At 65.4% G+C, this 21,586-nt stretch carries 26 protein-coding genes; 16 read left to right on the forward strand and 10 right to left on the reverse strand.

Annotation, left to right across the window (positions count from 1 at the left end; translation table 11 throughout):
- The first annotated feature begins 41 nt into the window (after positions 1–41).
- The gene (locus NDI85_RS04445) at positions 42–830 is read left to right on the forward strand and encodes a hypothetical protein (protein WP_310915053.1); all 789 of its coding nucleotides are present in this window, start codon (positions 42–44) and stop codon (positions 828–830) included.
- Between the two features lie 39 nt (positions 831–869).
- On the opposite strand, the gene NDI85_RS04450 is transcribed toward NDI85_RS04445, so the two are convergent.
- A complete protein-coding gene (locus tag NDI85_RS04450; RefSeq protein ID WP_310915054.1) occupies positions 870–2,045 on the reverse strand; it encodes a PQQ-binding-like beta-propeller repeat protein in 1,176 nt (391 codons plus the stop codon).
- 144 nt (positions 2,046–2,189) lie between these two features.
- Positions 2,190–3,596 (reverse strand): aspartate ammonia-lyase, encoded by a 1,407-nt coding sequence (locus NDI85_RS04455; RefSeq protein WP_188994280.1) that lies wholly within the window; start codon positions 3,594–3,596, stop codon positions 2,190–2,192.
- A gap of 742 nt (positions 3,597–4,338) precedes the next feature.
- Here NDI85_RS04455 and NDI85_RS04460 point away from each other — a divergent pair.
- The 3 genes from NDI85_RS04460 to NDI85_RS04470 are packed head-to-tail and all read left to right on the forward strand — an operon-like array spanning position 4,339 to position 7,490.
- Positions 4,339–5,409 (forward strand): sugar ABC transporter permease, encoded by a 1,071-nt coding sequence (locus tag NDI85_RS04460; RefSeq protein ID WP_310915056.1) that lies wholly within the window; start codon positions 4,339–4,341, stop codon positions 5,407–5,409.
- Entirely contained in the window at positions 5,406–6,332 is a 927-nt protein-coding gene (locus tag NDI85_RS04465; RefSeq protein ID WP_188994276.1) for a carbohydrate ABC transporter permease, read from the forward strand. Before NDI85_RS04460 ends, NDI85_RS04465 begins: the two co-directional genes overlap by 4 nt.
- Positions 6,333–6,350: 18 nt before the next feature.
- The gene (locus NDI85_RS04470; protein WP_310915058.1) at positions 6,351–7,490 is read left to right on the forward strand and encodes an ABC transporter ATP-binding protein; all 1,140 of its coding nucleotides are present in this window, start codon (positions 6,351–6,353) and stop codon (positions 7,488–7,490) included.
- Positions 7,491–7,517: 27 nt separating this feature from the next.
- On the opposite strand, the gene fen is transcribed toward NDI85_RS04470, so the two are convergent.
- Positions 7,518–8,498: a flap endonuclease-1 gene (gene fen / locus NDI85_RS04475; protein WP_310915059.1), complete on the reverse strand. Its 981-nt coding sequence runs from the start codon at positions 8,496–8,498 to the stop codon at positions 7,518–7,520.
- Between the two features lie 80 nt (positions 8,499–8,578).
- On the opposite strand from fen, the gene NDI85_RS04480 reads away from it, so the two are divergent.
- Positions 8,579–9,385, forward strand: coding sequence for a hypothetical protein (locus NDI85_RS04480; RefSeq protein WP_310915060.1), 807 nt, complete (start codon positions 8,579–8,581; stop codon positions 9,383–9,385).
- On the opposite strand, the gene NDI85_RS04485 is transcribed toward NDI85_RS04480, so the two are convergent.
- Positions 9,382–9,906 carry a GNAT family N-acetyltransferase gene (locus tag NDI85_RS04485; protein ID WP_188994267.1) on the reverse strand — a complete coding sequence of 175 codons (525 nt, stop codon included), beginning with the start codon at positions 9,904–9,906 and terminating at the stop codon, positions 9,382–9,384. The genes NDI85_RS04480 and NDI85_RS04485 overlap by 4 nt on opposite strands.
- 79 nt (positions 9,907–9,985) lie before the next feature.
- On the opposite strand from NDI85_RS04485, the gene NDI85_RS04490 reads away from it, so the two are divergent.
- Both NDI85_RS04490 and NDI85_RS04495 read left to right on the forward strand, forming a co-directional pair.
- Positions 9,986–10,567 (forward strand): methyltransferase domain-containing protein, encoded by a 582-nt coding sequence (locus tag NDI85_RS04490; protein ID WP_310915062.1) that lies wholly within the window; start codon positions 9,986–9,988, stop codon positions 10,565–10,567.
- 20 nt (positions 10,568–10,587) lie between these two features.
- Entirely contained in the window at positions 10,588–11,007 is a 420-nt protein-coding gene (locus NDI85_RS04495; protein ID WP_188994263.1) for a DUF3054 domain-containing protein, read from the forward strand.
- Between the two features lie 84 nt (positions 11,008–11,091).
- Here NDI85_RS04495 and NDI85_RS04500 read toward each other — a convergent pair whose 3' ends face one another.
- Positions 11,092–11,259 (reverse strand): hypothetical protein, encoded by a 168-nt coding sequence (locus tag NDI85_RS04500; protein ID WP_188994261.1) that lies wholly within the window; start codon positions 11,257–11,259, stop codon positions 11,092–11,094.
- Positions 11,260–11,770: 511 nt separating this feature from the next.
- Here NDI85_RS04500 and NDI85_RS04505 point away from each other — a divergent pair.
- A complete protein-coding gene (locus tag NDI85_RS04505; protein WP_166969285.1) occupies positions 11,771–11,992 on the forward strand; it encodes a hypothetical protein in 222 nt (73 codons plus the stop codon).
- Positions 11,993–12,075: 83 nt separating this feature from the next.
- Positions 12,076–13,077, forward strand: coding sequence for an ornithine cyclodeaminase family protein (locus tag NDI85_RS04510; protein WP_310915064.1), 1,002 nt, complete (start codon positions 12,076–12,078; stop codon positions 13,075–13,077).
- Here NDI85_RS04510 and NDI85_RS04515 read toward each other — a convergent pair.
- From NDI85_RS04515 to srp19, 3 genes are read right to left on the reverse strand one after another with little or no spacing between them, the layout of a single operon-like run.
- A complete protein-coding gene (locus tag NDI85_RS04515; protein ID WP_310915065.1) occupies positions 13,074–14,081 on the reverse strand; it encodes a presenilin family intramembrane aspartyl protease PSH in 1,008 nt (335 codons plus the stop codon). The two genes, NDI85_RS04510 and NDI85_RS04515, sit on opposite strands and share 4 nt — an antisense overlap.
- A 60-nt stretch (positions 14,082–14,141) precedes the next feature.
- The gene (locus NDI85_RS04520; protein WP_188994254.1) at positions 14,142–14,369 is read right to left on the reverse strand and encodes an H/ACA ribonucleoprotein complex subunit GAR1; all 228 of its coding nucleotides are present in this window, start codon (positions 14,367–14,369) and stop codon (positions 14,142–14,144) included.
- A complete protein-coding gene (srp19, locus tag NDI85_RS04525) occupies positions 14,366–14,644 on the reverse strand; it encodes a signal recognition particle subunit SRP19 (protein ID WP_310915066.1) in 279 nt (92 codons plus the stop codon). The genes NDI85_RS04520 and srp19 overlap by 4 nt, the downstream gene beginning before the upstream one ends.
- Positions 14,645–14,745: 101 nt before the next feature.
- Between srp19 and NDI85_RS04530 the strand changes: the two genes are divergently transcribed.
- Together NDI85_RS04530 and NDI85_RS04535 are read left to right on the forward strand one after the other, a co-directional pair.
- Complete coding sequence (locus NDI85_RS04530) at positions 14,746–15,540, forward strand: CAP domain-containing protein (RefSeq protein WP_310915068.1); 795 nt, start codon at positions 14,746–14,748, stop codon at positions 15,538–15,540.
- 68 nt (positions 15,541–15,608) lie between these two features.
- Positions 15,609–15,872, forward strand: coding sequence for a hypothetical protein (locus tag NDI85_RS04535; protein ID WP_188994249.1), 264 nt, complete (start codon positions 15,609–15,611; stop codon positions 15,870–15,872).
- Here the strand turns inward: NDI85_RS04535 and NDI85_RS04540 are convergent.
- Both NDI85_RS04540 and coxB read right to left on the reverse strand, forming a co-directional pair.
- Positions 15,869–16,300, reverse strand: coding sequence for a MaoC family dehydratase (locus NDI85_RS04540; RefSeq protein ID WP_310915069.1), 432 nt, complete (start codon positions 16,298–16,300; stop codon positions 15,869–15,871). The two genes, NDI85_RS04535 and NDI85_RS04540, sit on opposite strands and share 4 nt — an antisense overlap.
- Before the next feature lie 60 nt (positions 16,301–16,360).
- The gene (coxB, locus tag NDI85_RS04545; protein WP_188994245.1) at positions 16,361–17,128 is read right to left on the reverse strand and encodes a cytochrome c oxidase subunit II; all 768 of its coding nucleotides are present in this window, start codon (positions 17,126–17,128) and stop codon (positions 16,361–16,363) included.
- Between the two features lie 188 nt (positions 17,129–17,316).
- Here coxB and NDI85_RS04550 point away from each other — a divergent pair, with 188 nt between their 5' ends.
- From NDI85_RS04550 to NDI85_RS04570, 5 genes are read left to right on the forward strand one after another with little or no spacing between them, the layout of a single operon-like run.
- Positions 17,317–18,729, forward strand: coding sequence for a heme o synthase (locus NDI85_RS04550; protein ID WP_188994243.1), 1,413 nt, complete (start codon positions 17,317–17,319; stop codon positions 18,727–18,729).
- Positions 18,726–19,412, forward strand: a complete 687-nt coding sequence (locus NDI85_RS04555; protein ID WP_188994241.1) for an ABC transporter ATP-binding protein — start codon at positions 18,726–18,728, stop codon at positions 19,410–19,412. The genes NDI85_RS04550 and NDI85_RS04555 overlap by 4 nt, the downstream gene beginning before the upstream one ends.
- 33 nt (positions 19,413–19,445) lie before the next feature.
- Entirely contained in the window at positions 19,446–19,676 is a 231-nt protein-coding gene (locus NDI85_RS04560; protein ID WP_166969266.1) for an Rdx family protein, read from the forward strand.
- Between the two features lie 49 nt (positions 19,677–19,725).
- Complete coding sequence (locus NDI85_RS04565) at positions 19,726–20,667, forward strand: ABC transporter ATP-binding protein (protein WP_310915070.1); 942 nt, start codon at positions 19,726–19,728, stop codon at positions 20,665–20,667.
- Positions 20,664–21,404: an ABC transporter permease gene (locus NDI85_RS04570; protein ID WP_188994237.1), complete on the forward strand. Its 741-nt coding sequence runs from the start codon at positions 20,664–20,666 to the stop codon at positions 21,402–21,404. Before NDI85_RS04565 ends, NDI85_RS04570 begins: the two co-directional genes overlap by 4 nt.
- The last annotated feature ends 182 nt before the right edge of the window (positions 21,405–21,586 follow it).

A 21,586-nucleotide genomic window follows, 5' to 3' on the forward strand; every position in this document is an offset into this window, starting at 1 on the left:
CCGGCCCTCGTGCTTTTGTCCGACGCAGCCTTGCACCACGTGTGCGTCGGCATCCGCTACTACTCGCCGGTCTGCTCGTCCTGAGTGCGGGATGTAGCGGTATCGGCAGTCTCGGTGGGAACCCGTCGGAGAGCGTCACGCCGGCGCCGGTGCCCGAGTCAGCGACGGACAGGCAGGCGCGTTCCGACCCGCCGCCGGGTATCGGCGAGGCCGGTATCGAACGCGTCCAGACGCTCGCTGCCGGCCACCGGATGGCCCTCTGGAACCGGTCGTACACGTTCTACGAACGGTACGAAGAGACGACCGAGACGTCGAACGGCACGGTCACGCTCCTCCGGAACGAGGCGACGCGAGTCGCCGGCCCTCGGCGATATCTCCACCGACTGCACCGACAGCGGTACCGGGCCAACGAGACCCTCGGGCAGTACGAGCAGACCGAGTTCGCCGACGGCGAGCGCTGGTACGAACGCCGGGACGACGGGACCGTCACCGAGACGTCGGGCACGCTTCAGTTCACACAGGACCAGTTCGCCGCCGAAGCCGCGTTCTACATCGAGCGGTACGTCACCGTCAGCGAGAGCCAAACGCGACGTGTTCGCTGGAACGGGGCGGAGTATTTCCGCGTGACCGGGTCGAACGGCACATCTCCCGCTGGACGGGACGTCCAGTCGTACACCGTCTCTCTCGTCGTCGACAGCGAGGGACTGGTCCACCGGCTCGACGTTCGGTATCGGACCGAGACGAGGACGGTGCGGTACAGTTTCTGGTACCGGCGCGTCGACCAGACCGGCGTCCAGTCGCCGTCGTGGGTCGGGGACAGACACGGCTGAGACAGGTCGGTCACAGTCTCACGCGGGACGACGGGCCCATCACTCAGCGTCTAGTCGCACGAAGGAGTGCCCGTCGTGACTGTCGTCGCTGACGTGAGCGTACAGCGCCCCGTTGGCGAACGAGAGTGGCCCGACGTCACCGCCAAGGTCGGCAGTGAACCGCGCCGCTTCGACGCGGAAACGTCCGACGCCGATACCGCCACCCGCTTCGAGCGCTCGTAGACGGTCACCGCCGACGTACACCGTGTCCCCGACGATGACCGGCGGATGGTCTCCGATGGTTCCGACACCGACTCGCCACTGTTTCTCGCCGCTGTCGGCCGCGACGGCGTGGAGTTCGCGCCCGCCGTCGGCGTAGACGGTACCATTAGCGACGCCGATGCCGCCCTTCGCGAACCCGCCGATCGCGGTCGACCACCGTCGCTGCCCGCGCTGTCCGAGCGCGTACACCTTGCCGTCGAAACAACCGACGTAGATAGTCCTCCCGACCATCGTCGGCGTGCAGTCGACGCTGTCGGGTAACGCGGTTCGCCAGTACCCATCTCCCTCGCTCGTCCCGAGGGCGTAGACGTCACCGCCCTCCGTCGCGGCGATGACGAACGGTGGGTTCACCGCGACCGGTTGACGGACCTGCCCGAACACGCGGCGCTGCCACTCGGTCTCGCCCGTCTCGCGGTCCAGTCGGGCGATGAGCTCCCCAGCAGCGACGAACAAGCCGCTCCCCTCGTACCCGACGGTCGGAGCGGCAGTCAGCTGGTCGTACTCCCGGGACCACTGTACCTCGCCCGACGCGACGTCGACCGCTCGAACGAGATCGTCACCGGCGATGTAGGCAGTGCCGTCGTACACTGCCGGTGCGGCCCAGTACGTCGCCCCCCGATTGCCCGGGTCGAGCGACCAGCGCTCTTGGCCGCTCTCGACATCGAATGCGCGAACGTCGCTACCGACCGTTGCGAAGACGGTGTCACCGCTGACGACCGGTTCTGCAGAGACCATGCCCGCGTCCACGCGCCAGCGCTCGGTGACGCCCGTCCGGGGCCCGGACCCCGCTGGAACGTATCTCGTGTGTTGTCTGTCGTGTCCGGCGGTCGGCCAGTCCGTCTCGTCGCCCGCGGCGTTCGCCGCGTCGCCGTCCCCGGAATCGAACGAACATCCCGAAAACCCGGCCGCGGCGGCGGTGCCTATCGACGCGATGAACTGTCGTCTGGAGGGCATCGTGTCGGCTTCCGGCCGGCAGGGTACTATCTTTCCGGTACCGACAGAGACGCCGGAGAGACACACGTCCCGGTACTGCTCACGGGACGCCGGTCATCGTTCCGCGTCGAAACCGGTTCGAAGAGCACTTCGTTCGAGACGTCGCTACTCGTCGCCCAGAATCCCTCGCTCGGTCATCTTCGCCGGGTCAAGCACCTCGTCTACCTCGTCTTCGTCGAGGTAGCCCTCTTCGAGGACGACTTCGCGGATAGTCTTGCCCTCGGCGAGGGCCGTCTTCGCCACCTTGCTGGCCTTGTCGTAACCGATGGCGGGGTTGAGCGCCGTCGCGAGCGCCATGCTCTGCTCGACGCGCTCTGCGCAGTGGTCCTCGTCGGCTTCGAGTTTGGCGACGAACTTCTCGGCGAACACCTCGCTGCCGTTGGCGATGAGGCGGGCCGACTGGAGGAAGTTCGAGGCCAGCACTGGCTTGTAGAGGTTGAGGTCTATCTGGCCCTCGGCGGCGCCGGCAGAGACGGCGGCGTCGTTGCCGACGACCTGCTTGTGGACCTGGTTGACGGCTTCGGCGACGACCGGGTTGATCTTCCCGGGCATGATAGAGGAGCCGGGCTGGTTCTCCGGTTGGTCGATTTCGCCGAGTCCGTTTCGCGGCCCCGACGCGAGTAGTCGGAGGTCGTTCGCGATCTTGTTCAGCGATCCGGCGACGGTGCGAAGCGCGCCGTGGGCCTCGGACATCGCGTCGTGGGCGGCCTGTGCCTCGAAGTGGTTGTCGGCCTCGCGGAAATCGACGCCGGACTCCTCGCTGATGTACTCGGCTGCTTTCGCGGGGAACTCGGGATGGGTGTTGAGACCGGTGCCGACGGCCGTCCCACCGAGAGCGAGTTCCGAGAGTCGCCCCTGAACGTCCTGTACGCGCGAGATTCCCTTCTCGACTTGCGTGCGGTAGCCCGAGAACTCCTGTCCGAGCATGATAGGCGTTGCGTCCTGCAGGTGTGTGCGGCCCGTCTTGACGACGTTCTCGAACTCGTCTTCCTTCGCTGCGAGGGCGTCACGGAGCGTCTTCAGCGCGGGCACGACGTCCTTTTCGACGGCCTCCAGCGAGGCGACGTGCATCGCCGTCGGGATGACGTCGTTCGATGACTGCCCGAAGTTGACGTGGTCGTTCGGGTGAATCTCGCGGGTGCCGATTTCGCCGCCGTAGAGTTCCGTGGCGCGGTTCGAGATGACCTCGTTGGCGTTCATGTTCGAGGAGGTTCCCGACCCCGTCTGGAACACGTCGACCGGGAACTGGGCGTCGTGGTCGCCAGCGATGACCTCGTCTGCGGCCTCGATGATGCACTCGGCCTTGTCTTCGGGAACCGTCCCGAGGTCGCGGTTCGCCTGCGCGGCGGCCTTCTTGACGATACCGAGCGCGCGGATGAAGCGGCGCCCGAAGGTGACGTCGCTGATGGGGAAGTTCTGTATCGCACGTTGGGTCTGTGCGCCCCAGTACGCGTCGGCCGGAACCTCCATCTCACCGAGACTGTCCCGTTCGGTCCTGAACTCGTCGCTCATACGTACGGTGGGTCGAACGCCCTCTCGTAAAACCCACCGGTACGCACTGGCACGGTCCACCGATTCACGTCGCGCCCGTGAAAATTTTGAGGTATTAGTTCAACACGCGTTGGCCGTTTTCCAGTCGAAATAGGGGTGATCGAACGCCCGCAGATGAACGGGGACCGATCGAGAGTTATACTCGGTATCGAGTAAATAATACCCAAGTAGGTATTTCCTGAAAACCGGCTCTTTCGGCCCCATAATTCCGATATACCACACCATGCTACAACGGGCCATGCGGCGTGAAGATACATTCACCATTTTTCACAATAATTCCCTGAAACTGCTGAATTCGGGCGTTTGAAGGGGCGGAGATCATGCATGAATATTCGGAAGCATTAAGTGTTGCGTGTATCCACTTAGGATGAGTTCGACTCCACGGTGACACCCATGATTGACGACCCCGTCACACACCTGTCACGTTCTCGTCCAGTCGGTTCGAGAGCGTCGTCCGGTGCGTGTCCCGTCGTCGGTCGTGACGGCCGCGTGGCCGGCGACCGATACGGCGGAACGGCGACGGGCGACAGTGGTACACCAGCGGTTTCGACGGCGGGCAGACGCGTTCACTGGTGGGTGAACGACACGACAGCAGGCAGCGGCGGACCCGTGACAGTGGCGTCCCGCTCGAAGTGTACGCAGGGCGCCCGCACCGCCGAAGTGGTGTACGACGAACTCACGTCCGCGTACGACTGACACAACTATGCGCGAGATACTCAATAGACTCAGAACTGCCGGAGATTCACTCCGGTCGGTGGTATCGAGAGACGAATCGGACGGGCAAACACTTGCGACTGATGGTGGGACCCAAGCGGCGGTGGGCGAACGGCGGCGTGACACCCTCCGGAACTCCCTGCCAGTGCAGTGGGAACTCATCGAATCCGCGCCGTTCTGGCTCCCCCCCGTGCTGCTGGCGGTGTTCTTCGTCTACGGCGCTATCGCCTGGAACGCCGTCCTCTCGCTAACGGACTTCCAGGGGCTCGGAGAGCCGAGTTACAGCCAACTGGACTTCAGCATGTACGCCCGGATGGCGAGCGATGGCGCGTTTTGGCAGGCGACACAGAACACCCTCGTGTTGCTGGTGGTGTTCACCATCCTCTGTCTGGCACTCGGGCTGCTCGTCGCCATCCTCATCGACCAAGGCATCCGGTTCGAGAACACCTTCCGGACCATCTACCTGCTCCCGATGAGCCTCTCGTTCGTCGTGACGGCGACGATGTGGTCGTGGGTGTACAACGCGAAAAGCGGCGTGTTCAACCAGTTGCTCCGCCTCTTCAATCTGGACGGCCTCGTCATCACGCTGTTGAAGCCGGCGGCGGTGAACGCCGACGTCATCCAGTGGCTGTCGTGGCACACGACGGCGCTGGCGGCGATCATCTTCGCGCTCATCTGGCAGTTCAGTGGCTACGCGATGGTCGTGTTCCTCGCCGGACTGCGCGCGATTCCCGACGAACACTACGAGGCCGCTCGCGTCGACGGCGCGTCGACGGTGCGAATGTACATGCGCGTCATCATCCCACAACTGCGAGCCTCCGCCGTCTCGGCGTCTGTGGTGCTGATGGTGTTCGCGCTGAAAGCGTTCGACTTCATCTACTCGCTCCGCGGCTCGCAGCCGGGTGCGAACATGGACATCCTGGCGACGATGATGTACCGCGTGGCGTTCGACAGCCTCCGGTGGGCGTACGGGTCGGCCATCGCCATCGTGCTGTTCCTGCTCGCGCTACTCGTCATCGGGCCGTATCTCTACAGCGAATACAAGCGAGGTGAACTATGAGTACGTCTACACGCAACCCCATCGAGTCCCTGCGGGACATGGAGAACAGCCGTATCGGGCTGTACGTCGTCTTACTGTTCGGCATCGTCTTCTATCTCTTCCCGATGGAGACGGCCGTCATGACGATGTTCAAGACGCAAACCGAGTTCGTCGAGACGGTGCCGTTCGCACCGCCAAGCCCCGACGGCTTCACGCTCGGTGCCCTGATGACCGCGTGGAACACGCTCCGGCCGGGGCTCGTCAACTCGATGCTGATGGCCATCCCGGCGACCATCTTCTCGGCGATGGCCGGGAGTCTGGCAGCCTACGGGCTGACGACTATCAGTTGGCGGGGACAGGTCGCTGTGTTCAGCATCGTGCTCGCGGGTATCTTCATCCCGTACCAGGCCGTGCTGGTCCCGCTCGCGCAGTTCTGGTACCAGATTCTGCCCGACCTGATGAACGGCTTCGTCAACACCGCGTTTGGCTTTATCACCGGCGGTAACTGGACGTACCCGACCCGAAGCGGTCACGTACAACTGCTGCAGCTATCTATCACCCACGCGGCCTACGGGACGCCGATGTGTACGCTGCTGTTTCGCTCGTACTACAAGGGCATCTCCGACGAGATGATAGAGGCCGCACGCCTCGACGGCGCCACGGCGTTTAGCATCTACAAGAACATCATCCTCCCGCTGTCGCTCCCGATGTTCGCCGTGACGCTCATCTACCAGTTCACGCAGGTGTACAACGACCTGCTGTTCGCACTGGTGCTCGTCAACGAGCCAGCGTCACAGGTGGCGACCCAGCGACTGGCCGCCCTGACTGGCGGTGTCGTTCAGTCGTTCAACACGACGATGGCCGGTGCCATCGTGGCCGCGCTACCGACGTTGCTCGTGTACATCTTCTTCGGAGAACAGTTCGCGAAAGGTGTCGCCGAATAGACGACGGAGGACTACACAATGGCACAACTCACACTCGACGACGTAACGAAAATCTTCCACGACGACGAGGGCGAAATCGTCGCCGTCGACGAGGTCTCGGTCGACATCGAGGACGGCGAGTTCCTCTGTGTCGTCGGCCCCTCGGGCTGTGGTAAGTCCACGACGCTCCGGATGATCGCCGGACTCGAAGACATCAGTTCCGGCGAGATTCGACTCGGCGGCGAGGTCATCAACGACCAACCGCCCGCACAGCGTGACGTGGCGATGGTGTTCCAGTCATACGCCCTCTATCCGCACATGACGGTGCGGGAGAACATGGCGTTCGGACTGGAGCAATCGACCGACATGTCCGAAGAAGCGATAGACCAGCAGGTCACCGAAGCGACCGACCTGCTCGGTATCGACGACCTCATCGACCGGAAGCCCGGTGAACTCTCGGGCGGCCAGCAACAGCGCGTCGCGCTGGGCCGGGCTATCGTGCGGGACCCGGAAGTGTTCCTGATGGACGAACCGCTGGCGAATCTGGACGCCAAACTGCGTGCGGAGATGCGGACCGAACTCCAGCACCTGCAGGAGCGACTGGGCGTAACCACGGTCTACGTCACGCACGACCAGACCGAGGCGATGACCATGTCCGACCGCATCGCGATCCTCAACGACGGCATCCTCCAGCAGGCCGCGACGCCGCTGGAGTGCTATCACGAACCGAACAACATGTTCGTCGCCGGGTTCATCGGCGAACCGTCGATGAACTTCTTCGACGTCGAGCGGCAGGGTTCGACGCTCGTCGCCGACGACTTCGAGTACGACCTCTCCGAGGAGACGGCGCGTGAACTGGGCGATAAGACTGACCTGACGCTGGGTATCCGCCCGGAAGACATCGAGGTCATCGACAGTCAGTCCGGGCGCCACGACTACGAGGGCGTCGTCGACGTCGTCGAACCACGCGGGAGCGAGAACACGGTCCACATGATGTTCGATACGAGCGACAGCGCGACCTTCATCGCCACCGTCGACGGGATGCGAGACATCGACTGGGGCCAGCACGTCACCGTCCGGTTCCCGGAAGAAGCGATCCACGTCTTCGATACGAAGACCGGCGAGGCGGTTCGGAACCGCAAACTCGATTCCGTCGAGAAAGTCGAACCAGTCGTCTGAACACGCCGGGTTTTTCGCTGTTCGGCCTCAGGTCCAGCGGTCCAATCCCGTCTGGACGACCGATTCCTCGATGCGCTCGAACCCGCGAGCGACTTCGTCGGCGTCGACTTCCCACTCCTCGGTGACGAACCGCCGTGCGGCGTCGAGGTCGGGGTCGACGTCGGTCGGAATCTCGTACTCGTCGGTGACGGCGGGGTCGAGGAACAGGGACCGAATTCTGTCGGCGTGGTCGATGTGGTCTCCACGAGCCTCTAGCACGCCGTAGAGGTCGCCGTGTTCGTGAATCTCCGTGACCGCCGTCTTGGGGCCGATACCTGAGATGCCCTCGTTGAAGTCGGTCCCCATGAGGATGGCGGCGTCGACGAGTTGTTCCCACGTGAGGTCGTGTTTCGCCAGCGTCGCCTCGAAGTCCATCAGTTCCGGGTCGCCGCTGGAGGTGAGTTGGCGCAGGGTGTACGGCGCCCCGAAGAGCAGCGCGTCGTAGTCCTCGGTTCCCACGTAGTCGACGTCGCCCTGCCGGGCCATGTAGGCCGCTTGCCCCTCGCCCTCGGCCGGGGCGTCGACGACGGGCACGTCGAGCAGACCGAGCAGTTCCCGCGTCGTCTCGACGATGGTGTCGGTGAGCCGCTGGGTTCGAGACTCCAGTTTCGCGACGCGGGTCGCGTCGCCGGCCTCGCGGGCATCTTCGAGTTGGTCCTCGTAGCGCTCACGCTGTTCGCGACGCTTCGCTACCTCGTCGTCCTTGAGGTCGGTGACGGCCCCGTCGAAGACGAACACGGGCGTCAGGTCGTGTTCGAAGAACTTCGGTAACCCCTGCACGACGCCGATGAGGTTCGCCACCTCCGTGCCGTCGGCCGTCGTGTACTCCGCGTCGCTCGTGAACTTGACCGTCGTCGTCAGATAGCGATAGAGCCAGTTGTGGGCGTCGACGGCGACGATGCCCCCGTCTAAGTCCTCGAACGACACGTCTTCGATGACCGCCAGCGAGCGAAGGTCTGCGTTTCCCATTGCCGGGCGTTGGTCGGACAGCGATTTGAATCTCCCGGGACGAGCAAGATACAAACGGGTGGCTGTCACATCCAACAGATATGACAGTCGTCGACACGCTCCGTCGACCGGAGTACACCGGTGCGAACCGCTGTCTCCCGTGTACGGTCGTCAACAGCCTCGTCGCCGCGGTCCTCTCGATACTGGCGGCCGGTATCGCCGTCGAGGTCGGGGCGACGGCACTCGCCGTCCCGGTCGCACTGGCCGTCGCGCTGCCGGCGGCGGCGGCCATCTATCTGCGCGGCTATCTCGTCCCCGGCACGCCGACGCTCACGAAGCGATATCTCCCGACGCGAGTCCTGCGACTGTTCGGGAAGCACCCGACGGAGCAGGCACACAGTCCCGGCCCAGTCTCGGAGATCGACGTCGAGAGTGTGCTACTGGAGGTAGGCGCCGTCGAACCCTGCGGTGACGACCTGTGTCTCACCGAGTGGTTCAGCGAGGCGTGGCAGGACGCGGTCGACAGCCTCGACCCGGACCGCGCGACGTTGCTCGAACGACTGGGCGTCAAAGCGTCGTCGGTCGAGTTCGAGGAGTACGGCGACGCGTTCCGCGCGTACGTCGACGAGCGCCACGTCGGGACGTGGGAGTCACGCCCGGCGTTCGAAGCCGACGTCGCCGCAGCGGCGGTACTACAGGAGCGGGCCGACGACTGGGACACCCTCTCGGTCGCGCAGCGCGGACAGGTGCTCAACGGTCTTCGACTGTTCGTCGATACCTGTCCGCGCTGTGGCGGCACGCCGACGTTCGGCACCGAGACGGTACAGTCGTGCTGTAGCGAACACGAGGTGGCAGCGGTCACCTGTGGGGACTGTGAGGCGCGCCTGTTCGAGTCCAACCCGGTCTAAGCGGGCGCGGGAACCACGGCGGGCGGGTCGGCGTCGCGCTTCTCGGCGAGGAACGACATTTCCGCCTCGGAGAGGTCACGGTCGCGAAACAGGTCGAGTCCGGCCCGATACTGGACAGGGTCACGGTCACCGGGCCATTCGAGTGCCAGTTCCCCGAGACCGCGTTCCTCGCCGCTGAAGCAAAACCCCGCACGGTACGCCGCCTGATACGAGAACGGGTTGTTGACGCCGATAGTCACCCGGTCGTACCCTCGCTGTACCGCCCGGCCGCGGACGAATCGGAGGAGTTCGGCGCCGAACCGCTCGCCCTGTCGGTCCTGTCGAACGGTGATATAGCGGACACACAGGGTGTCGGCGTCGGTGTGGTCCGCGTCGAACGCCGCCGCCGCCACGACGCCGTCGTCGCCGACGACGGCCTTCCCTGTGGAGGTCATCACGAACTTCCCGGCGTAGGCGAACCGTTCGTAGTCGAGGCGGAGTCGATGGCTGTCATCGGGCCATCCGAGCAGGGCGAACTCCATACGACTACTGGCGTCGTCCAGCGAGTTGTACCCTGCGGACGCCAGAGCTACTTTGTGGTCGCTCGGAGAAAGCGAACGTATGCACGGTGACGTCGGGGCGTTCGACCGGTTCGCGCCGGTGTACGACCTCGTGATGCCGCCGGCACGGGCGAGCAAGTTACGACGCGGACTCGCGCTGGCGACCCGAGAAGTCGACCGAGTCGTCGACGTGGGTGGCGGCCCCGGGCGGGCCATCAGACGACTCGACCTACCGGAGCGAATCGTCGTCGACGCCGCCCCCGGGATGCTCCGGCGAGCACGCAGTCACGGCCTCGCCGCCATCGTGGGTGACGCCGGCCGTCTCCCGCTCGCGGCCGAGAGCGTCGATGCGGTGCTGATAGTCGACGCGCTCCATCACATGGCGCAGGTCGACGCCGTCATTTCGGAGGCCGCGCGGGTCCTCCGTCCCGGCGGCGTCCTCGTCGTTCGGGAGTTCAATCCCGCGACGCTCCGCGGCCGGGGACTCGTCGCGGCAGAGCATCTCGTCGGGTTCGGTTCGGTCTTTTTCACGCCGGGCGAACTGACGCGGCGGGTGGCGACGGCAGGACTGCATCCGACAGTCGTAGAGCGCGGCTTCGGCTACACCGTCGCCGGCGTCAGGGAAAACGAGAGAGAAAAGTGATTCCGGGCCGAATCGGTGCTATGAGCGTCTCGACGGTCGGTCGGAGTCGCATCGAACTGTCGGCCACGTCGGCGGCACTCGCAGTCGGCGACGTCGCCGCGATACTCCTGTTCGTCGCCGTCGGCGAGTACACCCACGGGTACAACCCGTTCGTCGCCGTCGGCCGCGTCGCCGGGACGCTGGCACCGTTTCTCATCGGGTGGGTCCTCGTGGCCGGGGTCGCGGGGATGTACGCCAGTGACGCCACGGGAGACCTCAAGCGGTCGCTGAGCGTCACCATCGTGAGCTGGGTCCTCGCCGTCGTCGTCGCACAAGCCTTGCGCGCGACGGCGTACTTCCACGGTGACGCCGCACTCACGTTCGCTGTCGTCTCCGTCGGTATCGGCGGGGCGCTCCTGTGTCTCTGGCGAGCGAGTGCGACGGTCCTCCTCTCGTCGTGAAAATACGGTATTAAATCAAGCGTGTCGGTGCTGGTGTCCCCTCGTCAGTGGGCCACCGGCCAGCGGCCGAGCGTGGCGCCACGATTATCTAAGCTGGCCTACGTCGAGTGACAGCGTGGACTGAATCCACGCCTGATGGTTCTCTCGGTCGTAGATGACGAACTCCTCGTCACCGATGTTCAGCTCGGCGTATCGCCGTGCCGATTCGTCCGTCCCGGCATCACTCGTGTTGTCCGTGGCGTTCGTGCTCATTGTCCTGATGGCAGTCGGCGCCGCCCGCCTCACTGCCGTGATAATGCGGTATTTCACCGTTGTTAATAAGCACTATCCCCCAGTTATCACTCCGAAAAACCAGCCGCTCGGCCATTAATCACTACCAAACGGCGTTCTCAAAGACTGAAAACCGCAAGTAGAGTTGCATATACTCCGTTAATCCGACGAGGCGTTCGAACGCCTCGGATTCGTCCGGTGACCGAAGCGAAGCCCGTCCTACTGACACACCTCTCGTCCCGTCGACCCTCCGACAGTCCAGTCCCATCAGCCGTCGGACAGCTATCGTGTGGCTTTCCCTCAGTACTGCTCGCATGAACAGAAACCAACGGTACACATCTTCTAACCGGATATTCCGGCCACCTATATCGCCATAAGTTATAGGGATGCTTCAGAAACGCTCTGTACAAAGTACCAGATGCCTACATAGAATACTATGCAAGGATTACGGGAAACACTTATGTGCCCATAGCACGAAGTATAATTCACACTTATGACGGGTTACTACGACGTTGTTCTCGGACTCATCCCGCTCGCAATGGCTGGAATCACCGGTGTCCTCTCGGTCGCTGGCTTCGCCCTGACGACGGCGATTCCGATGGCATCAGTCGTGGCTGTGGGCCTCATCGGCCACGCGATGTTCGTCCGCGCTCCCGTCGATCCGGTTCCGGTCGACTCTCGGGCACAGTCAGACGCCGTCCAGACGGCGGACTGAGAGTACGCACCCGTCACAGATTTCTACTGCTGTCTCCGCGTGTCGCCACCGAGGTTAAGGACCGGTCGGCCGAAGACGGACGTATGTCGACCGACGCGACAGCGCTGTTCCTCACGAGCGACGAGATAGCTGACCTCGCCGATCCGGACGAGTACGTCGACCCCGTCCGGGCGGGCTACAGAGAACGGGGCCACGGCGCCCCAGCGAAACCCCGGACGACGCTTTTCAACGACGCCCCCGCCGGGATGCTCACGGGCTATCTGGCAATCCTTCCCGAGACGGGAGCGATGGGAGGCTACACTTACGCCGCCGGATTCGAGGGTCGTGACGCCCACTTCGCACTCCCCATCTTCGATGCCGACTCGGGCGAGCCGCTGGCACTGCTCGACGGCGCGAGCATGAACCCCCTGAAGACCGGGGCGGCGGGCGCCGTCGGTCTCGACGCTCTCGCACGAGCCGACGCTACCGACCTCGCGGTCATCGGGAGCGGTACACAGGCACGAGGGCAGGTCCGAGCGGCCGCGAGCGTTCGGGACCTAGAGCGCGTCGAAGTGTTCTCGCCGACACAGGAACACCGAGAGGCGTTCGCCGCCGAGATGAACGAGGCCCTCGATGCGACGGTGGCGGCCGTCGCCTCCTCTGCCGCCGCTGTCGAGGGCGCCGACGTCGCCGTGACGGCGACGAACGCCAGCGACCCAGTCTTCGACGGCGACGTCCTCGAACCGGGGACACACGTCACGGCGATGGGACAGTACCACCCCGCAAAGCACGAACTCGACACGACGACCATCGAGCGTGCGACCTACGTGCCCGACCTTCGGGCCCGCGTGACCCAAGACGCCGGGTCGTTCATCCACGCGATGGAGGCGGGAGCGGTCGACGAGGACGACGTCCACGCCGAGCTAGGCGAGGTACTCGTCGGCGACGCGCCGGGCAGAGCGTCCCCGGAAGACATCACCGTCTTCGACTCGGGCGGGACGGCCATCGAGACGGTGGCCGCCGGCAAGATGCTGTACGACCGCGCCCGCGAGGCCGGTGTCGGTGAGGAGATCCCCTTCGCGCCCGCGAGTAGCGCGATGGACTAAGCGAGGTACGGTGCGATGCCCAGTGCCTCGACGAGCGTGATTCCTGCGGCGAGCGACCCGAGGATGTAGCCGGCGATAGTACCGCCGTTGAGCAGCGGTAGACCGGCGTGCGCTCGGCCTTTCAGGACCATCCAGAGGAGGATCACGAGGCCGACGAAGGTGCCGACCATTGCGGTCACGGCCGGGAGTGGGATGCCGAGTACCATATCGACCGTCGCCGGTGCGAAGAAGGCGGCACTCGCTACGAGTACCGTCGGGATGACGGCGTCGCCGAGGCCGATGAACAGCGCGTCACGGTCGAGCGGCCCGGCGTCCTCGTCGGCCGCGCCGTCTTCGTCGTCGCCTGCGTCGCCGCCGGTGGCCGCATCGTCATCGTCGCCCGTCGGGTCCGGCGTCGTCGCATCGAGGAACGAGTACGACAGCGAGAGCGGGATGACGAGGACGACGGGCACCTTGAGGTCCATCACTCCGGACGCCAGCGTCAACATATGTTCGGTGCCGTAGACGCTGATGGCGTCGTAGACGGCAAGTACGGAGAGCAAGACGAGCGCCGGGAGGACTCCGAAACTGATGCCGAACAACCCGGCGCCCGCCGCGCCCATCACCGCGCCCGCGGCGTCGATGACGTACCATTCCGGGTGGACGAGCAAGCCGAGCCCCAGCAGGGCCGCAAGTCCGACCGCGAGGACGTTGACGCCCTCGACGACGAGGACTGGCGGAACCAACACGCGAAAGACGTACAGCGAGAGCCAAGCCCCCGAAAAGACGATCAGCGCGCGGATCAACTGGTCGGCCTCGTAGCGAAACGCCAGCAGCATCACGGCAGTCGCCACGAGAATGGCACCGATGTAGAGGACGCTGTTCGTCGGGTCTGAGGGGTCCTCGACGGCCTGATAGCCGGCGGATTTGAACGGCTCGACCAGTGCCAGCGCCCCCAACTGAACGAACAGGAAGATGAGTCCGATGAGTCCACATCCAGCGACGACACGCCAGCGCCTATCCATGCGACACTCTCCGACAGGACCGGGTTTGAGCGTTACGGAGACGCTTGCCCCCGAAGACGGTCACCGCGCGTACAGCGCCGCGCCGACGAGGGTGGGAAGGTGAACGCCGTCGTCGGGCGAGACGGCCATGTACGGTCGGTCGACGGGGCCGAACACGTCGACTACGTCACCGACCGTCTGGAGTTCCTCGTCTACGAGTGCCGTCCCGAGCGAGGGGTGGCTGTCGTCGGGTGAGCGGACGATAGCCAACCCCTGTGCAGTCCTGACGACGGACCCGACGCGTTTCATTCGCGAAGGGCCTGCATGTACGCAGCCACTGCCCCGAGGAGGTCCGTCTTGGTCGCGTCGTCGGCGTCTTTCACGATCACGCGGCCACGCACCTCGTACTCGCGTGGATAGGCTTTGTCACGCTCTATGACCGCGTCGTAGCCGACCTGCTGGACGGCCTTTGCTATCTCGTCGACTGTCGGCTCCGTGATGGCGAGGTCACGGGGGACTCGGCGCCCTTCGCTGCGTGAGCGGTCCGCGTCGAACGCTGCGGGCCAGATGACGTTCTCGACCATACCGGGAGTGGCCCCCGCGGGCTTATGTGCCTTTCCGACGGAGGGTCCGAGGACGCAGTAGGGGGAAACTTACATTACCAACTGGGATATGAGTGGGAACCATGGTTAATAAATCGGTGTTGGGGGTTTCGATCGTGGTGCTCGTCGCTGCACTCAGCGTCGGCATCGTGGTCGGGATGCAACTCGGCGGGTCGGCCGCCGCCCCGCAGGACGAAGGCGGAGCACAAACTGAGACAGCCGCCGACGGCGCGGCCGACGACGGCGACGGTAGTGCCAGTACTTCGACGCCGACCACTGAGACGCCGACGACCGAGACCGCGACGGCGACGGCGACACCAGTGGAGACGTCGACGCCACAGCCGACCGAGCGCGAAGCGTACGTGCCGGCGCGATACTACAACGAGACCAAAATCGAGGAGTTGGTGGTCAAGTTCGTCAACGAAGAGCGACAGGAGCGACGGCTCGACCCGATGTCTGCAGAGGGGCGAACCGCACGCCAAATCGCGTCGATGGCCCGAGGCCACAGTGTGGCGATGGCCGGCGAGGGAGCGACCGTCCACGAGATAGACGGCGTCGATAGCGCCGACCGATACCGGAAAAACGACCTCTATACCACCTGTACGTTCCAGGCGGCCGGGAAGCAGTTCACCCGCCGGCCAGACGGCAACGACTTCGAAGCGATCGGAAAGACCGTCGCCGGTCGAACCTACACCGAAGACAACCGAGAGCAGTTCAACGCCGGCAACCGCGAAGTCGCGAAAGCCATCGTCGAGAACTGGTTCGAGACCCGACCGTACCGCGAACGGCTGAGCTACGAGAACGCCGAACGGATGGGCGTCGGCATCAACGTCACCGAGCAGGGTGACGTCTACGCGACTGCAAACATCTGCGGATAGGGCGTCGGCGCTCGGACTCGGCGACACGTTTAAGTTCTGGGCACCAAACAATCGTGTTAGACGTTACCATGCAACAACCAACTGGAGACTCTTCGGCCCCGGTCGACCGGGCACTCCTGTGGGCACTCGCCGAGGTCGGGCCGAACTCCCCGACCGTCGCCGCTGCCCGCTGTCCGCTCTCGGTCGAAGCGCCGCGACCTCGGTTCGTAGCACTCGCAGAGCGGGACCTCGTAGAGCGCGTTTCACACGAACCGGTCTACCGGATTACCGACGATGGCCAGCAACTACTGGCCGCTGGGAGCGGAACGCCGCAGTCGGTCACGGGTGACTAGCGACGGCGCCAGAGAACCTGTCCGATCATCGAGAGAACCGTCTGGTCGGCCTGCGTGGTCGTGGTCACCTCGATGGCGACGCGCCCCCGGTCCTCGTCCCACACGTCCTTTTCGGCGACTTCGGTCCTGACCGAGAGCGTATCGCCCGGGTAGACCGGCGTCGGCCACCGGAGCGAGTCGACGCCGAGCGCCCCCATCGCGCCCGACCCCGATAGCTGATGCTCGACGAGCAGTCGCATCGTCATCGCCGCGGTGTGCCACCCGCTGGCAACGAGACCGCCGAACATGGACTCCTCTGCGGCGTCTTCGTCCGTGTGAAACGGCTGTGGGTCGTACCGGCCGGCGAAGGAGGTTATCTCCTCGCGCGTGACCTCGTAGGCGCCAAACTCCCGTGTGTCACCGACCGTGAGGTCCTCGAAGTACTCCATGGCAGACACAGTCCGTGCTGCCGCCTAACAGTTGCGGCGAACGGATACGAACCGCGAGAATCAGTTACTGGTCTGGTTCTGCTGGCTGCCGTTACCGCTCGACTGCTGGTCGGCGATCCACTGGTCGTACTCGTCCTGTGGCATCACCTGCACGGTACCCAGCATCTTCGAGTGGCCGGAGCCACAGTACTCCGCACAGTAGAGCTGATAGGTTCCGGGCTCGTCCGGCACCGTCCGCAGGCGGTTGTACTGGCCGGGGAACGCGTCGGCTTTCAGGCCGAGGCTCGGGACGTGGAAGGCGTGGAGCCAGTCGCGTGACGTCACCCGCAACACGACTTCCCGATCCGCCGGCAATCGGAGCGTCCCGGTCGACGTCGCTTCGGCGGTGTTACTGAAGCTCGAACCGTTGTAGTAGAACGACCATCCGTAGCGGTACGCCTGCACTTCGATGCGTTCGGGGTTCTCCTGCTGGAGGGCCGCCTGATCACCCGCTTCGGCGGTGACGTAGGGGCTCGCCATCACCTGATACGAGGCGACGCCCACGAACAGGAGGATGATTGCCGTCGCGATGGTCCACGTGATTTCGAGGCGGCGGTTCTCCATCGTCGGGAGCGGTTCGTCCTGATTGCGGAACCGCCAGACGGTGTAGATGAGAATCCCCTCGACCAGTACGGTAATCGGGATAGCGACGTAGAGCAGGCTCAGGTTCAGATCCCAAATCTGTCGTACCGTCGTCGAGGCGGACGGCTGTGCTGCGACCGGTTCGGCGGCGAGCGCGAGTAACGCAGCGCCGAACAGAGCGACCAGACCGGCGCGTCTCCGGGTCATGTGCGCGGCTTAGGATTTCGGGGATAAATAACTGCTGTCTTGCCCTCACCCGGTCTCTGTCGGTGACTCTCTGTGCAGTCGTCTCCCCCTCGGAAACGGACCGCTACACCGCCAAATAAAGGGTGTGCGTCTGCGGAGGCGGCTGGAAAAGCGAGGAGTCTAAGTGTCCGCCGCCGAAGGCTACACCAATGGCAGAGCGCAGGGCGTTCTCGGGACTGCTGGCCGCCACGGCCGTCGGCGTCTATCTGCTGGTCATCGCCGGTGCGACGGCCGCGATCACCGACGCAGTGACAGCATGCACGACGTGGCCGCTGTGTCAGGGCCCAGTCACGCTCGAAAACCCCGACCTGCTGATAGCTCGCGGACACCGACTGACCGCCGCCGCAGTCGGCGTCCTCACGCTCGTGACCGTCGGCGTCGGCCTCCGGACGGCGACCCGACGCCGCGTCAAGGCGGCGCTCGTGACCGGCCTCGCACTGTATCCGGTGCAAGTCGCCCTCGGTGCCTTCGTCGCGACGACCGGCGCTGCGGGACAACTCCCCAGTGCCCACCTCGCGACGGGGATGGCCATCTTCACGTCGTTCGTCCTCGCGCTCGCGTGGCATCTGGAAGCGGAGACGGGCAGCGACGACGACGAACGTGTCGCGAACCCCGAACCCGACCCGATGCCCGGCGACGGGGGCGAACCCACACCGACCCCGACACTGTCGGGGCGCGACCGAGTCGTCGCCACCGTCGGCGCTTACTTCCGGTTGATGAAACCACGCCTGATGTGGCTCCTGTGTCTCGTCGCCGGAGCGGGGATGGCACTTGCGGCGGACCCGGCACTGACGTCCGGTTCGGGACTCACCGTTCGTACCGTCGTCCTGACCCTCGGCGGCGGCGTCCTCGCAATCGGTGCCTCGGGAACGTTCAACCACGTCCTCGAACGGGACATCGACAAGCGGATGGACCGCACCTCGGACCGCCCCATCGCGACCCACCAGATTCCGGTTCGGAACGCGCTCACCTTCGGCGTTGGATTGGCGCTCGCGGCGCTGGCCCTGTTCTGGCAGGTCAACGTCCTCGCCGCCGCCCTCGGCCTGTCGGCGATTCTGTTCTACAGCGTCGTCTACACGCTCGTGTTGAAGCCCAACACCGTCCAGAACACGGTCCTCGGCGGGGCCGCGGGGGCGCTCCCCGCGCTCATCGGCTGGGCCGCCGTCGACGGGACCATCGGCCTCCCGGGACTGGCGCTGGCCGGCGTCATCTTCCTGTGGACGCCGGCGCACTTCTACAACCTCGCGCTCGCGTACAAGGACGACTACGAGGCCGGCGGGTTCCCGATGATGCCCGTCGTCCGCGGGGAGACGGAGACGCGCAAACACATCGTCTACTACCTCGGGGCGACGCTCGTCGCCTCCGGCGTGCTGGCGTCGCTGACGTCGCTCGGATGGCTGTACGCGCTTACCTCGGCGGCACTGGGCGCCGTCTTCCTCTGGGCCGTGGTGGAACTTCACCGCAAACAGACCGAGGCCGCCGCGTTCCGCGCGTTCCACGCCTCGAACGCCTACCTCGGGATGTTACTGCTCGCCATCGTCGTCGACGCCCTCGTCCTATGAGCACGACCACCGCGACCCTCGCCGACGGTTTGCCCGATCAGGAGACGCTCGTCCGGTGGGGTGCCGTTCTCAACACCGAGGTCTTGCTGGTGCTTGCCTACGTGAGCCTCGCTGACGCACCGACCACGGACCCGGTCACGCTGGCGTTCCCGTTCGTCTGGTTGAACGCGGCCGCGCTCGTGTTCGCGACGGTTCGCCCGCCGACGGCGTCGGCGCGGCGCAAGGGGGCGGCTTTCGCCGTCGCGGTCGGCTACTGGCTCGTACTGGCGTACGTGGGCGGCGTGTTCGGGACCGGGGGGCAAGGGACCGGCCTCAGGTGGATTCTCGCGGCCCCGCCCGGGTTCTCGCCGGGTCTGGTGTACAGCGGCACGACGCTCGCGGCGGTGGTCCTGCCCTGGAAAGTCGCGGGCTACCTCTCGCTGGCGTACCTACTGTACGTAACCGTGCTGGACGCGAGCGGGGGTCTGGCCGGCGGCATCCTCGGTCTGTTCTCCTGTGTGAGCTGTGTTCTCCCGATCGTGGCTTCGGTCGTCGGCGGTGCCCTCGGCGTCGGGGGTGCGCTGTATCAGGCGGCGATGGCCCAGTCCTACGGCACGTCCACGCTGGTCTACCTCGTGTCGGTGGGGCTGCTGTACGCCGCCCACCGGTTCGACGTGACGCTGGTCGGCCGCCTCCGGAACTGAAGCCGTTTTGTGCCCGGCCCTCGAAGCCCGGGTATGAGCGAAGTCAGCATCGAGTACTGCGTCCCGTGTGGGTTCCGCGAGCGTGCGTTAGACGTAGAGCGAGCCATCTTGAACGGCGTCGAGGGTGAACTGGACCGGATGAGTCTCGTGATGGGCGACCACGGCGTGTTCCGCGTCGACGTCGAGGGCGAGACAGTGTACGACAAGGACGAGCACGACTACGACGTCGACGACATCGTCCGTCGCGTGCGGGACCGACTGTAACCGCAGACAGAGCGGAACGGCTTTCGGCGGCGGTACCCGACGGTTGGGTATGGACGAGGTACTGGTCGCCGAGGACGTCCGCCGGGCGTACGGCGACACCGTCGCGCTCGACGGCGTGTCGCTCTCCGCGACGGCGGGCGAAGTGCTGGCGCTCGTCGGGCCGAACGGGGCCGGAAAGACGACACTCGTTCGGGCCCTGACAGGGACGACCGAGGCCGAGGGCCGCGTCGAGTTGTTCGGGACGCCGCCGACCGCCGTCGAGCGGGACCGTATCGGCCTGCTGCCACAGTCGTTTTCACCGCACGAGCGTCTCACTGCTCGCGAACTCGTCGCCTACTACGCGGGGCTGTACGACGAGACCCGGGACGTAGACGCCGTGCTCGCGGACGTTGGACTCGCCGACACCGCAGACACCACCTACGAGAACCTCTCTGGTGGGCAACAGCGCCGGACCTGCGTGGCGACGGCGCTCATCAACGACCCGGACCTGCTGTTTCTGGACGAACCGACGACTGGCATCGACCCCGCCGGTCGGCAGTCACTCTGGGACCTGCTGGAGGGGTTGGCCGACCGCGGCGTCACGATCGTCGTGACGACACACTACATGGAGGAGGCGCGGCGACTCGCGGACCGGGTCGGCCTGCTCTCGGAGGGGCGACTCGTCGCGCTCGACGACCCGGAGACGCTGATAGCCGACCACGGCGGTGACAGCCAGCTGCTCGTCGACGGCACCTTCGACGAAGGGGTGCCGGACGCCATCGACTACCCCGCTCGGACCGCGCTCCGAAACGGAACGCTCGTCGTCTACGGCGTACGCCCCGAGTCCATCGGGAGCGTCGTCGACGAACTCGACGCGGCGGGCGTCGGCTACGACAGTCTGACGTGGACAGAGCCGGACCTCGAAGCCGTCTACCTCGAACTGACCGGCACGGGCGTCGGCCGTGGCGGCGAACCGCGCGGTGACGAGGCGACGGCGGGGGGTGCCCGATGAGCAGACTGGGACGACTTCGCGCGGAGTCTCGCGCGGCGGCGCTGGCGTTCCTGCGTCGGCGGACAGCCGTCTTCTTCACGTTTTTCTTCCCGCTCATCATCGTCGTCATCTTCGGCGTCCTCGTCCAGACTCGACCCGGCGGTGGCGGTCTGTTCACCGAACCGCCGGCCTACTACGCGCCGGGCTACCTCGCCGTCGTCGTCCTGTTCACGCCGCTCTCCCGGGTCGGAAGCGAAGTCGCACGACACCGCGACGGGAACCGCTTCGAGAAACTGGCGACGACGCCGTTGACCCGGCCCGAGTGGCTCCTCGCCCAGACGCTCGTCAACGTCGTCATCATCGGCCTCGCTGGCATCGTCCTGTTGGGCCTGATGGTCGTCCTCACCGGGGCGGAGATAGCGTTCTCGCCGCTGTTGGTCCCGTTCGTCGTCCTCGGCGTGGCGCTGTTCTGTGGCGTGGGCGCGATGCTCGGGAGTCTGGCCGACTCACAGGACGGCGTCATCTCTGCGAGCAACGGCATCGCGCTCCCCCTACTCTTCCTCTCGGAGACGTTCGTGCCGCCGTCGCTCCTGCCAGCGTGGCTTCCGACGTGGCTCTCGCCGCTGACGTACTTCTCGCGCGGCGTACGGGCGGTGACGACCGGGGTCGGCGACTCGCTGGTCCCGCTCGCCGTCCTGACGGCGTGTGCCGTCGTCGGGTTCCTCGTCGGTGCGCGACTCCTCCCGCGGACCGACTGAACACCACCCCGGTGTGTGATACCGCGCGGAGCAACTCGCGACGTACCCGACCGACCTCGGCGGCCGCCAGAGGCTGATCGGCATTGCGGTACTCACCCCCGTCGGAGTCGCCCGCGTCCCGACTGCCTTCTGACACCCTCTCTTGTGCTATCGCTCGCACGTGATTGAGTCGAAGTAGGGCG

It is taken from the genome of Haloarcula sp. S1AR25-4 (genome assembly GCF_031624555.1).
GTDB lineage: Archaea > Halobacteriota > Halobacteria > Halobacteriales > Haloarculaceae > Haloarcula > Haloarcula pellucida.